The organism is Bacillus sp. FSL H8-0547 (assembly GCA_038002745.1).
In the GTDB taxonomy this organism is placed as follows: Bacteria; Bacillota; Bacilli; order Bacillales; family Bacillaceae; genus Bacillus_P.
The window spans coordinates 503,664-516,817 of the sequence record JBBODD010000001.1 but is presented as its reverse complement, the minus strand read 5'-3'; the positions used below and the strand labels follow the sequence as shown (position 1 = coordinate 516,817).

17 protein-coding genes are annotated in these 13,154 nt (G+C 41.4%); 14 read left to right on the top strand and 3 right to left on the bottom strand.

Annotated features, from left to right (window positions below; translation table 11 throughout):
• Window positions 1-43: 43 nt before the first annotated feature.
• From MHB63_02565 to MHB63_02545, 5 genes are all read left to right on the top strand, one after another.
• Complete coding sequence (locus MHB63_02565) at window positions 44-1,345, top strand: hemolysin family protein (GenBank protein ID MEK3805470.1); 1,302 nt, start codon at window positions 44-46, stop codon at window positions 1,343-1,345.
• Between the two features lie 235 nt (window positions 1,346-1,580).
• Window positions 1,581-2,327 carry a class I SAM-dependent methyltransferase gene (locus MHB63_02560; protein MEK3805469.1) on the top strand — a complete coding sequence of 249 codons (747 nt, stop codon included), beginning with the start codon at window positions 1,581-1,583 and terminating at the stop codon, window positions 2,325-2,327.
• 102 nt (window positions 2,328-2,429) lie between these two features.
• Window positions 2,430-3,497 carry a trifunctional transcriptional activator/DNA repair protein Ada/methylated-DNA--[protein]-cysteine S-methyltransferase gene (locus MHB63_02555; protein MEK3805468.1) on the top strand — a complete coding sequence of 356 codons (1,068 nt, stop codon included), beginning with the start codon at window positions 2,430-2,432 and terminating at the stop codon, window positions 3,495-3,497.
• A gap of 495 nt (window positions 3,498-3,992) precedes the next feature.
• A complete protein-coding gene (locus tag MHB63_02550; GenBank protein MEK3805467.1) occupies window positions 3,993-4,370 on the top strand; it encodes a VOC family protein in 378 nt (125 codons plus the stop codon).
• Between the two features lie 112 nt (window positions 4,371-4,482).
• The gene (locus MHB63_02545) at window positions 4,483-4,947 is read left to right on the top strand and encodes a hypothetical protein (GenBank protein MEK3805466.1); all 465 of its coding nucleotides are present in this window, start codon (window positions 4,483-4,485) and stop codon (window positions 4,945-4,947) included.
• 8 nt (window positions 4,948-4,955) lie between these two features.
• Here MHB63_02545 and MHB63_02540 read toward each other — a convergent pair whose 3' ends face one another.
• Window positions 4,956-5,549: a TetR/AcrR family transcriptional regulator gene (locus MHB63_02540; GenBank protein ID MEK3805465.1), complete on the bottom strand. Its 594-nt coding sequence runs from the start codon at window positions 5,547-5,549 to the stop codon at window positions 4,956-4,958.
• A gap of 84 nt (window positions 5,550-5,633) precedes the next feature.
• Between MHB63_02540 and MHB63_02535 the strand changes: the two genes are divergently transcribed.
• The 9 genes from MHB63_02535 to MHB63_02495 all read left to right on the top strand — a co-directional run bounded on the left by MHB63_02535 (window position 5,634) and on the right by MHB63_02495 (window position 11,794).
• A complete protein-coding gene (locus tag MHB63_02535) occupies window positions 5,634-6,185 on the top strand; it encodes a hypothetical protein (protein MEK3805464.1) in 552 nt (183 codons plus the stop codon).
• A 105-nt stretch (window positions 6,186-6,290) separates the two neighbouring features.
• Entirely contained in the window at window positions 6,291-6,482 is a 192-nt protein-coding gene (locus MHB63_02530; protein ID MEK3805463.1) for a hypothetical protein, read from the top strand.
• Between the two features lie 73 nt (window positions 6,483-6,555).
• Entirely contained in the window at window positions 6,556-6,732 is a 177-nt protein-coding gene (locus MHB63_02525; GenBank protein ID MEK3805462.1) for a hypothetical protein, read from the top strand.
• Between the two features lie 272 nt (window positions 6,733-7,004).
• Window positions 7,005-7,373 carry a DUF5082 family protein gene (locus MHB63_02520; GenBank protein ID MEK3805461.1) on the top strand — a complete coding sequence of 123 codons (369 nt, stop codon included), beginning with the start codon at window positions 7,005-7,007 and terminating at the stop codon, window positions 7,371-7,373.
• A 15-nt stretch (window positions 7,374-7,388) separates the two neighbouring features.
• On the top strand, window positions 7,389-7,670 hold the full coding sequence (locus tag MHB63_02515) for a YwqI/YxiC family protein (protein MEK3805460.1): 282 nt from the start codon (window positions 7,389-7,391) through the stop codon (window positions 7,668-7,670).
• A 7-nt stretch (window positions 7,671-7,677) separates the two neighbouring features.
• Window positions 7,678-9,723, top strand: a complete 2,046-nt coding sequence (locus MHB63_02510) for an LXG domain-containing protein (protein ID MEK3805459.1) — start codon at window positions 7,678-7,680, stop codon at window positions 9,721-9,723.
• 19 nt (window positions 9,724-9,742) lie between these two features.
• Window positions 9,743-10,267: an Imm6 family immunity protein gene (locus MHB63_02505; GenBank protein MEK3805458.1), complete on the top strand. Its 525-nt coding sequence runs from the start codon at window positions 9,743-9,745 to the stop codon at window positions 10,265-10,267.
• A gap of 480 nt (window positions 10,268-10,747) precedes the next feature.
• On the top strand, window positions 10,748-11,233 hold the full coding sequence (locus MHB63_02500; protein ID MEK3805457.1) for a hypothetical protein: 486 nt from the start codon (window positions 10,748-10,750) through the stop codon (window positions 11,231-11,233).
• A gap of 240 nt (window positions 11,234-11,473) precedes the next feature.
• Complete coding sequence (locus MHB63_02495; GenBank protein ID MEK3805456.1) at window positions 11,474-11,794, top strand: hypothetical protein; 321 nt, start codon at window positions 11,474-11,476, stop codon at window positions 11,792-11,794.
• A gap of 597 nt (window positions 11,795-12,391) precedes the next feature.
• On the opposite strand, the gene MHB63_02490 is transcribed toward MHB63_02495, so the two are convergent.
• Both MHB63_02490 and MHB63_02485 read right to left on the bottom strand, forming a co-directional pair.
• The gene (locus tag MHB63_02490; protein MEK3805455.1) at window positions 12,392-12,550 is read right to left on the bottom strand and encodes a DUF3934 family protein; all 159 of its coding nucleotides are present in this window, start codon (window positions 12,548-12,550) and stop codon (window positions 12,392-12,394) included.
• 319 nt (window positions 12,551-12,869) lie between these two features.
• A complete protein-coding gene (locus MHB63_02485) occupies window positions 12,870-13,142 on the bottom strand; it encodes a DHHA1 domain-containing protein (protein MEK3805454.1) in 273 nt (90 codons plus the stop codon).
• Between the last annotated feature and the right edge of the window lie 12 nt (window positions 13,143-13,154).

Sequence of the window (13,154 nt, the reverse complement as noted above, 5' to 3'; positions counted from 1 at the left end):
ACTTTTATTGGAGGTGTAGGTCTTACCTGTGTAAGACCGCTCGTTGACAACCATAAATCTTTTATTAATTGTTTTATTGATTGCATTAACTGCTTTTTTCGTTGCAACGGAATTTGCCATCGTTAAGGTCCGAAGTTCAAGAATTGACCAGCTGATTGCAGAGGGCAGAAAGGGCTCGCTTGCAGCAAAAAAAGTCACAACACATCTTGATGAATACTTGTCTGCCTGTCAGCTTGGAATCACCATAACAGCACTCGGGCTTGGGTGGCTTGGAGAGCCAACGGTTGAGAAACTCCTGCACCCATTTTTTGAACGATTTGATATAAACGAAACGATGACCCATATTCTTTCGTTCGGTATTGCATTTGCCATTGTCACGTTTCTGCACGTCGTTATCGGTGAGCTTGCTCCAAAAACGGTTGCGATTCAAAAAGCCGAAGCGGTTACGCTAGTATTTGCGACTCCAATCATCTGGTTTTACCGTCTTATGTTCCCATTCATCTGGTTCCTGAACGGTTCAGCAAGAATTCTGGTTGGCCTGTTCGGTTTGAAGCCTGCTTCTGAGCATGAAGAAGCGCACTCTGAAGAGGAGCTTAGAATTCTTCTTTCAGAAAGCTATAAAAGCGGAGAAATCAATAAGAACGAACTGAAATATATGAATAATATCTTTGCGTTTGATGAAAGAGTTGCAAAAGAAATCATGGTTCCAAGAACGGACATTGTATCCATTTCGATCGATGACTCTTTTGAAAACATTTTTGAGATTGTCAAAAATGAAAACTACACACGTTATCCGGTTGTTGACGGGGATAAGGATAACATTAAGGGCTTTATCAACATCAAGGAATTGCTTACAGCTGCAGTCATGAACAAGCAGGATCCCCACACTTTAAAAATTGCCGATTACATTAATCCTGTCATTAATGTGATTGAAACCATCGCAATTCACGATCTTCTTGTCAAAATGCAGAAAGAGCGTACACACATGGCCGTGCTGATTGACGAATACGGAGGTACTTCAGGGCTTGTAACAGCTGAAGATATCTTAGAAGAAATCGTCGGGGAAATCAGGGATGAATTTGATGAAGATGAGATTCCCGAGATCCGCAAGCTGAACGAAGGACACTACATCCTGGATTCAAAGCTCTTGATTGAAGATGTCAACACATTGCTTGGAACAACATTCAATACTGAAGAGTTAGATGTCGACACAATCGGCGGATGGTTCCTGACTCATCATCTTGATGCTGAAACCGGAACCGAAATTGAATCTGAGGGCAATTTGTTTAAAGTCTTTGAGAAAGACGGAAATCAGCTTCGCTACTTGGAAGTAATAAAATCTTAATCATAAAAAGAACCAGTCGACTTCATTGGACTGGTTTTTTCGTGTCTTGATTTATTGGAAAATATGAATTGTGCAAATCCATTCTTTTTGCCATAATTTTAGTAACAAAACGTTTTAACAGATTGGAGACTGACATGAACCCATTTAATCACGAACGATAACAACGCTTTGTTTCAATCAGAGGTCCTCCGAACATCATTGAATATGGCATAAAAAATGACAAGGAGGGAACAGGATGAAATTTGAAGAATATATGAAAGAAGTGGAAAGACCCTTCACAGGATGGGACTTTTCCTTCATCACAGAGTCCGGAAGAATGCAGAGCGATCTCCTCTCGTGGTCATACGGCAGCATGGCGCGATCCCTTATTGCTGATGCAGCATCCATGCTTGATATGGGTACAGGTGGCGGTGAATTTTTATCAAAACTGCAGCCGTTCCCTGAAACTGTTTTTGCAACAGAAGGATATGAACCGAACGTTTCGGTCGCCAAAAACAAACTGGAGCCATTGGGAGTGACCGTGGTTCGTATTGATAACGATGCAGAACTTCCTTTTCCGGACGGGACATTTGATTTGATCCTAAACCAGCATGAATCCTTTGACCCTGAAGAAGTCAGCCGCATCCTAAAAGAGGGAGGACTCTTTCTGACACAGCAGGTTGGCGGTCTGGATTGTCTGGGAATAAATGAGGCTCTTGGTGTAAAGCCAAATGAAGAATATCTTCAGTGGAGTCTTTCAAATGCCTTGCATGGTCTAAAAGAAGCCGGGTTTACCATACTGTTTGCAAAAGAAGAGTATCCTTCTCAGCGTTTTTATGACATCGGAGCTCTTATCTATTATTTAAAGGCCATTCCTTGGCAGGTTCCGGATTTTGACACTGACCTGTTCAAAGAGCGGTTACTCGCAATTCATACTGAGATTGAGGAGAAGGGCTTTTTCGAAGTGAAGCAGCACAGGTTTGTTGTGAAAGCGGGAAAATGATCATGCGGTGTGAAAAAATTGATGTTCATTTTTCTGGTTTTCGTTTCGATTCCTTTTGATAAGATACTAGTACGATTAGTCTTTATAAAGGAGAAAAGCCAAATGATACATGATCAAAAAATGATTGATCACTACTACAGCATGCTGGTTGAGAAAAATTCATCGTACGAAGGCACCTTTTTTGTCGGTGTAAAAACAACGGGTATTTTCTGCAGGCCAACCTGTCCTGCGAAAAAGCCTTTGAAAGAAAACTGCGAGTTTTTTAAAACGGCTCAGGAAGCAGCGCTTGCTTCTTACAGGCCCTGCAAGAGATGTCATCCGCTCAGCACCCCGAGCACGCTGTCGCCGGAAGTGAAAAAACTCGTCGCTGCCATTGAGGAAAATCCTCAGCGAAAGTGGACAGACAAAGATTTTGATGAGCTGTCTATTACTGCGCACACGGCCAGAAGGCAATTTAAGAAACAGTTCGGCATGACTTTCATCGAATACGCTCGTTCAAGGCGCCTAGGGATGGCCTTTCAGCACATTCGAAACGGAAAACCTTTGATCTACACTCAGCTGGACAGCGGCTATGAGTCAGGAAACGGCTTCCGCGATGCCTTTGCCAAAACAATGGGTGCCGTCCCGAAGAAAAACAGGGACATCCGGCTGTTTACAGCAAAATGGATCGAAACCAAGCTTGGCCCGATGGTTGCTGTTGCGGATGAAGAAGTGCTTTATCTAGTTGAATTTGTTGACCGCCGGGGATTGGAAAAAGAACTGGAGAACCTTAGGGCCAAACACGCTGCTGCTATCGTTCCGGGAACCAATTCGGTCCTGGAACAGATTGAACGTGAGCTGAACGATTACTTCGCGGGTAAATGTCTGACCTTTGAAACCCCCATTTATTTGGATGCGGGTTCTGAATTTCAGCGAAACGTATGGAGGCTTCTGAAAGAGATTCCGCCAGGCGAAACCATCAGCTACAAGGAACTTGCCGTCCGTGCGGGCAATCCAAAAGCATACAGAGCCGTCGCCCGGGCAAACGGCGCCAATCAGCTCTGCATTCTGATCCCATGCCACAGAGTGATAGCTTCTGACGGCGGACTTGGCGGCTACGGCGGCGGGATTCAGAGGAAAGCTTGGCTGCTTGAATGGGAGAGGGAGCATGCTGAGGCTGCGTTTATATAGTAGGAAAGAAGAAGCTGCTGATGGGCAGCTTCTTCTTTTGCGATCTGAATCTGGCTGGTAAAGATGTAAGTAGGAGACACCTAGAAGATTTCAAGTAAAGGCAGCAATTCAGCAAGTAAAGGTTGTGCATTTTCAACTAAAAGACGCATTTTTTCAAGTAAAACGGCGGAGATGGCAAGTAACCGATGACTCGCTGTTCGGACGCCATGCAGCATAGCTAAATAGAGTGCATTAGATACAAAAGGCGATTAGCAGAGCCTTAATTCTAAGTGAACCACAGGATTGCGGCTCATAATTTAGGAGGCATCTGGAAATTTTCAAGTAAAGGCAGAAATTCGGCAAGTAAAGGTTGTGCATTTTCAAGTAAAAGAGGCATTTTTTCAAGTAAAACAGCAGAACGTGCAAGTAACACCCGTTGACATCTCCAATGAATAGCTTTAGCTTATATCTATGGAAGAAATTAGCTAATCTATAAGCGGAGAGAGGGCTGTGCAAATGAACTTATCGATGAAATACGTCATTCTGTATGTAACTGATTTCGAAAAATCAATGAAATTTTACCGTGATCAACTTGGTTTGAAGGTGAAAATGCAGCAGGGAACATATGTTGAGTTTGACACCGGGGCGACGACTTTATCTATGAATACACGTGAGTCTGTGCAAGAACTGATTGGACTGGACATGCCAAAGACGGATGCACCCCAAAGCTTCGAGGTCGGATTTACCGTTGAGAATGTTGAAGCAACAATCGAAAAGCTGCGCAGCGCCGGAGTGCCTGTTGTCAAGGAGCCGACAGTCAAACCATGGGGACAAACGGTCGCCTATGTAACGGATCCGGACGGTCATTATATTGAAATTTGCACGGCTATGTAACAAAAAGAGCGGTCACTGACTAGAATCAGCGGCTGCTCTTTTTGTTCTATACCCGAATGATTTTCCAGGGATAGGAGAGATTATACCTATTAATCCTGTGAGGAGAAACGGTATGTTCAAAAATTTTATCATTTGGTCATCATTTCTTGTTCCCTGGCTATCATTGTTTTTTTTAGAAAAGCACGCCATTAAACGATTTATGCCGGTCGCCATATTTGCATCACTACTCGTAACCGTGCAGAACGAGCTCGCCTATACATACAAATGGTGGGTGGTGAAAGAAACTTTTTTGCCGCAGATTATTACATACTTTCCGTTTGTATACGGAGCCTTCCTAGTGGGAACCATCTGGATATTTTATTTCACCTTTGGAAACTTCAAGCTGTATTTGCTGATTAATCTGGCAATCGATGCTGTGTTTGCTTTTCCTTTGAATGAATGGTTTGAGAGCCTTGGCTTGTATAAGCTTGTGAACTATACAAACTGGGAGATATATTTGACCTTTACGCTCATGGCAGTTTTGATTTATCTCTATCAACTCTGGCAGCAGGAAGTACTGAAGGGAGGACCGGAGTAGCCCTCCCTTTAAAACGTACAAATGGATTTCAAATGATACTGGAGCGCATCCAGCATTTGCTGCTGCGTAAAAGAAACGGGGTGCAGCAAGTGATGCACGGCAAGACCATCGACTAATACATGCAGCCTGACCGCTTCTTCATCCGGATTACAATCCTCTTTCAGCAGTCCAAGATTGACGAGCAGCTGAATGATGGCGCTGATTCCTTCTTTCATTTCCACGTAAACATCTTCACTTAAAGCACGCAGTTTTTCGTCTACAAGTGTTTTGACGGAGAAAACGAGCCACACCTCCATTTCCAGTCTTCTCTCATCATCAATCGGAAGCAGTTCCGACAGGGCCTCTTTTACAAGATCGATCGGATCCCCTTGGTACGTTTTGGACATTGTCCGTTCTTTTACCCGTTCAGAAACGAGGTTCATGGAATATACAAGCAGCTCAGACTGTGTGGAAAAGTAGTGCCTCAGGGCTCCCGCAGACAGTCCGGTCGCTTTTGCAATCTTCCGGACCGTCGCCTGCTCAATGCCTTCCTCGGCAATCACTTTCCACGTGGCTTCGGCTATTTGCTGTTTTCGTTTGTCATGATCAATTATTTTTGGCATGTCTTTATTATAACACAGTTGTATTATAAAAAACATTCTGTTAGTATGAAATCATACACTTGTGTTAAATAAGGGGGAGCTTACTTGATTGGCTGGCTGATTATTGCATGTGAAATTGGATTTTGGGTCTTTGTATTAGCGGGTTTGGCTGCAAGATATCTTTTGAAAAAGAAGAAACTTGGCGCATTTTTACTGATTTGTACACCGGTTGTAGACCTGGTGCTTCTGGCAGCAACGATACTTGATTTAAAAAATGGCGCAACCGCCACCATGGTGCACGGCGTTGCGGCCATTTACATTGGAGTGAGTATTGCATTCGGACACAGCATGATCAAGTGGGCGGACCGGCACTTTGCCTACAGGTTTGCCAATGGCGAAAAACCGCCGAAAAAAGCAAAGCACGGAGGAGAACATGCGAAGCGTGAAAGGGAAGGCTGGCTGCGCCATCTCCTTGCATGGGGAATTGGTGCATCCTTTCTTGGCGCGATTATTTTATATATCAACAATGGACAGCAAACCGAGCAGCTGTTTAGAACACTGCAGATCTGGACGCTTGTTCTTGGAGTGGATTTTCTGATCAGCTTCAGCTACACCTTGTTTCCAAAGAAATTGGAGACAAAAGGACAGGATATGTAAAGTTATGAAAGGCGCACATTCTTTATTGAATGGCGCCTTTTTTGCATGATACAAATTGTCGCAGGCATACGAATAATTAAAAGCTTTTAAAAAGGGCTGATCAACTTGAAGCGAAATCCATATGTTCCGCTGATTGCCGGACTGAGTCTGATTTTCTTCGTTTATGTGATCGTCACCACCATTCAGCATGTGAAAGTGTATCTTGTCTACAGTTCGGGTCTTGGACCGTTTATTCTTGGAGGGTTACTGCTTGCAGTGATCTTGGTGCTGATTGTGAAAGGGAGCGGGTACAGGTAATTTCTAAAGACGAAACTTTCTCCTGCCGGAAACGTATATTCATTATACTTATTTCCGGAAAGGATACTGCTTTATGCTAAATACAGGAGATGTGATTTTTCAGGTCTTTACCATTGCACTGATCGCTGGGACTGTGTCACTTATCATCCTTTTTTTCAAATCCCGCAACACAACAAAGAAGCGAATCGATAAACTTGAAAAAGAGATCATGGAGCTAAAATTAGATAAGCATAAAGAAAGGAAACGCTAGATTATTTACAAACACACCTGATTGTCTCCCGCATCAGGTGTTTTGTTCATTTCATGGAGAAAGACATGATAAATTGCGGTCCCGCTTTGCGGATTCCGATAAAAAACTGCGGTGTTTTTGGTAAGTCCATCACGCTAAGTGAAAGGGGAATAGGCAGTTAGACTCATTAAAAAATGTGTCGAATCTGCAAACAGGGACTAAATGCTAATAGGTATAAATGGGAAAAAGTGCTAAAATTTGAAGAGGTAAGTATATACAGGAGGTGCAAACCTTTGTCTTTATCAGCCCAAAACTCAAAGCTGCGCGACTTGGAAGAGAAGCTTTCTCGCCTGCGCACATGCAGCAGCCAATTGTCTGATCACCAGTATGACTTTTTCAGCAGCCGGCACCTCGCGGCAGAACCGGATTTAACGCCAGATACATGGTACGGTGAGCTGTCCAATGAGTTTCATAGAATTCGGGAAAACGACATACAGCCCGCGCATGAGGAGATTCATATGGCTCAATTTCGTGATGTATTCCAGGTGCTGGATCAAAAAATCCAGCAGATTATGACAGAGATCAACCATGTAAAAGCAGCCATTGCCTCACTTGAAGCAGAAGAACGAAGAGAAGCATTGCTTTCGGAAAAAACCCGGTAAAGGGAGAGGAACGGATTGGGAACGGAAATAAAAATCCATTACGGAGAAATAGAAGAAGCTTTATCCGCCATGAAAGCGGCTATACACACCTTTCAGACTGATTTTCCTACAGGTATCGGTTCTGGAAATGACCTTGAAGCGATAAAAAAGCTGAACGAAGTAAATGAAGCCTGCCAGAAAGCGATGGAAACCTATAAGGAACTGCTTATCCTTAATGCAGATGCAACCCGGCAATCAGTTGATCAGATGAAAAAAGCTGACGAACATCTTTCCGCTGCGATCGCTGGAGGAAGGTGAGGAACGGATGACACATGTACTTGATGCTGATGCCTTTCACTCGGCCATTGACAAAACGAAAGAAAAAATAACGTCACAGACAGAGCAGATCAAGCAGCTTGAAACGGCGGTAAAGGGAATCGTTGATCTCGAAGATGCCTTCAAAGGTGAAGGCGGGGAGGCCATCCGCTTTTTCTATGAAAAGCATCACCTCCCTGTCATGTCGAGCTACTCTGCCTTTCTCGCACACTATCAAACAACGCTCGACAGCATGAAAAAATCACTCCACAACCTGGAGCCCTCCCGTTCAGGCTATATCCGCCGGAGTTTTCTTGACCAGCAGGTCGAACAGGATTTAACCAGAGCCAGAGATCGGACAAACCAGCTGACGAACGAAACGAACGCCACCATTAACAGAGTCGCTGACATCGTAGCACTGCCGAAAATAGACGACCGCTTCTTCGCAGAAATGGTGGAGAAAGCGAGACGAGAAAAAAATCAAACGAGCGAACAGCTCTCAGAATTCGACCATCGCCAGGCTTCGCTCCTGACGAACCTTGAGAATGAACTGCAGACGGTCGTAAAAAAAGTAAACGACTTGCAAAATCTTTTCCAGCCGGCTACTGTAAAAACAGATGGACAAGTCCAGGGCGCCAGCTGTGAAAAACCGGCCACCACGGATGTAAAAGAGGATAAAAATCTCCTCCAAATCTTCGGAGATGTCTTAGCCGGAATCGTCGAAGGAATCTACCAGTTTGTCAAAGATCTTGTCGTAGGCCTCTTTGACCTGATCATCGCCATTTTCACAGATTTCCCTGGACTGGTCATGGGCATCATAAACGCCGTCATCAACATCGACGAAACCATCGGCGCCATGATAGGGGCCCTTGAAGCTGCATGGGAACGCGACGTCATCAACGGCGACGCCCGAAGCAGATCACGGTTCTTTACCTACGGCACCCTTTCAATTGCTGCCACCTTCTTCACAGGCGGCCTCGACAAAGTCAGCAAAGCCGGCAAACTGAGCAAACTCGGAAAACTGGCTGATGCAGAAAAACCAAAAAGCATTCCCTTCAACGTCATGGACACTGCAAAACTCAAAGACTACATGAAGGAAACCGTCATAAAAGAAGCCCACCGCTACAAAAAACAGATTAACGATTTTGTCCAGTCCAACCTGTTCAAAACCATCGTCAACATGAAAGCCCTCAGCAACCAGGCAGCGGACATCTACAGAAAAGCCAAGCATGTGTTGAATCCGGAGAAAATCAACGTCCTTTTGAAAAAGACTTATGAGGATGTTATGAAGGGGCCGCTGGTTCGGACGAAGATGGGGATGGGGCGGATGGTGGATGCTGTAATGAATACACCAATTTCAAGAGCACTTGCATTCAATGGACCTATGGATTCGGATACTTTGAGGGATGTAGCAAAAAATGCTGGGGATACAATTGTTAATGCTTCGAAGAGCGTTGAGAGGGTTGTTGGGGATGTAAGTGGAAAAATTGAAGATTTGGTTAGGGGTACGGGTAACAGGAAAATCCAATTGGATAAAGAAGAATTGGATGCACTTCGTAAAAAGTGGAATGTTCCTGAAACTAATACTATTGCAGTAGGAAAAACGGATGTTAAAGGACTTGAACATTTGACTTTTGAAGGCGGATCACCAGAAGTTAGAAAAGAGGCAGGATTACCTTCATTAGATACAATCTTACCTAACAGGGAGTTCAGAGCTCCATATGATCATCTGAAAAATCCTAAATTAGCACAGTTTACGAGGCATGCGGAAGAAGGAGTATTAAATGAATTTGATTCCGCAATTAATAAAGCTGGCATTTCACCAATTTCAGTAACAGGTACATTGAAAATTCACCAATCTAACCCCCGAGGTGTCTGTAATAAATGTAGTAAGGGGTTACTGAAACCTTATCCCATCGAGAAAAGTGGAATATTTTTTCAGGCTAGTAAAAAATATCCTAATTTAATTATAGATGTAACATCAGAAGTTGATAACAGTGTTAAAGTAAATGGATTGTTATCTTTCAAATTAAAAGATGGTAAAATTATTAAGTAAATTATCTTAGGAGGCAACTATGAGAAATTTATCGTTTCATGACTTACAAAAAGAAGTTAAAGTCGGCTTTGTTTTAACAATTGCTGAAAAAGTGTTTATTAAAATTAGTGTAGAAGATGAAAGATACTTAGATGGTAGAGAAGCTTTAGATAAGTGTTGGTTATGGGTTGAATCTCAAACAGTAACTGGGGACGAATTATATGAGCTTATTGATAATCCAGACTTTACAGGAATTTCTGAATATGCAGAGGAAGAAGATGACTTAGATATTGCTAGAATTTGGTCCTTAATGGTTGATGCTGTCGCTTATACATCTTGGGAAGCATTCAAGAGTGAAGGAGTGAAGTACTTACCTCAATCATTAGAAGGAATCACAACTGACAGTATTAGCACTATATTGGATAGTGCGGTTGAAACCAGCTTTGTGAAAGAAGAAGAAATTAATAGAATGGTAACAGTTGTTACTGAATATAGTAAATCAAATCTAGAAAGGCTTAACAAGAAAGAAGATTTTTTAATTCTATTTGATTATAAAAATGTGTGAGATATCAACTTGTATGCTAAGAGAAATTTTGTAATGGTGGATGTTTATCATTTAAAGCAAAGTTTTTTGCAAAAGCTAATTAATTGGTTGATGACATAAATTTATACACTATTGATAATAGTCAAAAAAGTACTTGTTTGCCAATTAGGTAACAAGTGCTTTTTATTTTATTATATTCAAACTTTGATAAATTTATAGATATACTTTTGAATTAATAATCCTCAATAGGAAATCAGCACAATCGTGGGAGGAATCTTACGTTCTCAAGCTGCGATACAAGCAGCCATACAAGCAGCCATACAAGGAGTTGGCTCTCAAAAACAGGCCACCATGAACATGATAGAGGAAAATACGAGTAAAAAAATGGGATGCCTTTTCTACATTTTCTATGGTGAGATCAAGTTGGAAAATATGACTAATGACTGAAAACATAATTTTTCAACTGCTGAAGAAGAATTAGCAAAAGAATGGAGAAAAAAAATGACATTGATTAATGATGAATTGTTTGGAGAACTTGAATATAAAAATAATTTCTGGCGAGGCGAAATGACTATTAGAATGTATAACGTAGAGGAAAAAATACTATTGAGTGTTGATGCGCATGAAGACGCTGATTTTTCAAATACACAAAGAGATGCATTCCAACATTTTATTCAAGATATGAACAATATTATGAACGAGGTGGAAAAGCAAGTCTATGAGTACTACATTGAGAATGTCGATGAATATAGAGAAATGTTAGGTGATGAATCACAAGCAAATAAAATTGCACCTAAGGTAGATTCTTTAACGGGCTTAGCAGATTTAGTGAAACCAACTGAGTTAATTGTAAGAAGAGTTAGGAGAAATGGTAAGAGAAGATTAGGGTTATTGTGTGATGTGTCTTGGGACATTGAGGATGGATTGGGTATAAAAATTGAAGATGAAGTTGTAGAAGAAGTAGGGTATCAAGATATAGTTTTATGAACTTACAATGGTAGAAAGAAAAGTGGAAAAAATATAAGATAGCACTTGATTCATGATTTGAATATCAAGTGCTTTTTATATGTAATTAGAATGGTTGAGCAAAGTTATATTTCCAGCTTCACCAAATAAGCATTTCATAGGGTAGCATGGAGTTTATTGGAAAAAGTCTTCCGGGTAAACCAAATAATCCTATCGTTAATTATCAATTCATTCATGGAGGGAGACATTTAAAGGACTAAAATGAATATACAAATAGAAAAAGATCCTAATGAAGTCAAGTATATTTCAATTTTAAGAAAAAATACTAATAAGAGTATATCTGAAATAAAAGAGTTGCTTAATAATCATGATTTTATCATATCGTATAAATTAGTAGGTATTGATGAATTGGTGGAAATGAAAAAAATAGTAAGTTTATTAGTAGGGGCTGGTGCTAAAGTGCACATATATGAAGAGAATAGAGAGGTTAGCATTGAGTTTTTAGATAATCTTATAGAATCTCATTTGGATACTGAAAGTTATCTGGAAGAAGTTGATGAGCAAATTTTTGATAAAGACTAATACAGCAATTTTGGTATACGAGAAATTTAGTAAGTTATTAGTTGTTGTATGAGTTACTCAAGCACTAACAAAGGTTATTTCCTATAGATGAATTAATTTAAAGCACTTGATTGTCTATTAGGCAGCAGGTGCTTTATGTTTTTGCGAGAAATTTATGCTTTGGACGACTTAGAGAATGCTAGTGTAAAATAATTCACCATGAGTGCAATTGGCGGATTGCGGAGGAGCAGTAAGGTTCTAAATCATTTTTATAAAAGATGGACAAGCCAGCTAAACCGGTAGTCTGGGTGATTTAGATTTAATGTGGGAACTGCAGAACGCTGTTTTGGCAATTATTTAGTTTTGATGAAGCGAGCAGTGAGTACATTATAAAAAATATGAAATTTACAAGCCTTCTCTTCCCAAAAAAGTCTTCCCTGAAGTATCTGGACGGTTCTAATGCTTCCTAATAACAGATGAACAAGCAGGCATTCAGGGCGCCAGCTGTAAAAAACCGGCCAGCATGGATGTGAAAGAGGATAAAAATCCCCTTCAAATCTTCGGAGATGTCTTAGACCCAAAAAGGATCCATGCTGTCATTCATATTATTCTTTTGAGCTATTTTTCTTCGTTTTGCTGTTTCGTGCCCTTACTTGTATAAGGCTTAAAACTCTTCTTTTTATTGGCGCTAGCCTGCCAGCGATTCCAGCCCTTTTTGCCTGTTCCGCCACCTGTCCCGCCTTTACTGCTCTTCGTTTTTGCTTTAGCTTTTCCCATACGATCACTCCATTATAATTGAACGCTGACTTGCAGCGTGTTTATTTAATAGGCTGTTTTCGCTTAGATTGTTGTTAAATGTTGCCGTTCCTTCCTCTGCAATCCACTTTAGGCTTTTACCATTAAATCCATTAGCAACAATATTTTCGAAAATCGCCATTTTATATCAAGAAAGCATTAAATCATGCGAATCGGTGCCTTGCTCAATCACTCAACGCCTCGGCCAGAACAGATCCGCTCTTCTTATAAGCATATTAGTACTACACTACCACAAACACCTGGCCTTATGTAAAAACCAAAAATAGTTCCAATATTCGGTTTAAGTTTTACGATTCAACGCTTCAATTTCTTCATCCGCTTTTTCCCATGATCCAATCGAAGAGCCTGCCGCAAAAGCGTGCGCTCCGCCGCCAAACCTGCGGGCGATGTCATCAATCGGAATATTCCTTGAACGAATCCTAACGCGAATCTCTTTCGGATATTCAATAAAGAAGACCCATATTCTAACCCGTGCCATCGAAGACAGGATATTCACAAGATTTGCCGCCTCCGCATGATTTACCCCGTAAGCAGTCAGTTTCTCCTTAGTCAAATAAATATAGGC

Coding starts and splice junctions, on each gene's coding strand:
- MHB63_02510 (MEK3805459.1), top strand. CDS start 7,678: ATGACACATGTACTTGATGCTGATGCCTTTCACTCGGCCATTGACAAA.
- MHB63_02540 (MEK3805465.1), bottom strand. CDS start 5,549: ATGCCAAAAATAATTGATCATGACAAACGAAAACAGCAAATAGCCGAA.
- MHB63_02505 (MEK3805458.1), top strand. CDS start 9,743: ATGAGAAATTTATCGTTTCATGACTTACAAAAAGAAGTTAAAGTCGGC.
- MHB63_02525 (MEK3805462.1), top strand. CDS start 6,556: ATGCTAAATACAGGAGATGTGATTTTTCAGGTCTTTACCATTGCACTG.
- MHB63_02545 (MEK3805466.1), top strand. CDS start 4,483: ATGTTCAAAAATTTTATCATTTGGTCATCATTTCTTGTTCCCTGGCTA.
- MHB63_02550 (MEK3805467.1), top strand. CDS start 3,993: ATGAACTTATCGATGAAATACGTCATTCTGTATGTAACTGATTTCGAA.
- MHB63_02555 (MEK3805468.1), top strand. CDS start 2,430: ATGATACATGATCAAAAAATGATTGATCACTACTACAGCATGCTGGTT.
- MHB63_02495 (MEK3805456.1), top strand. CDS start 11,474: ATGAATATACAAATAGAAAAAGATCCTAATGAAGTCAAGTATATTTCA.
- MHB63_02490 (MEK3805455.1), bottom strand. CDS start 12,550: ATGGGAAAAGCTAAAGCAAAAACGAAGAGCAGTAAAGGCGGGACAGGT.
- MHB63_02560 (MEK3805469.1), top strand. CDS start 1,581: ATGAAATTTGAAGAATATATGAAAGAAGTGGAAAGACCCTTCACAGGA.
- MHB63_02500 (MEK3805457.1), top strand. CDS start 10,748: ATGACATTGATTAATGATGAATTGTTTGGAGAACTTGAATATAAAAAT.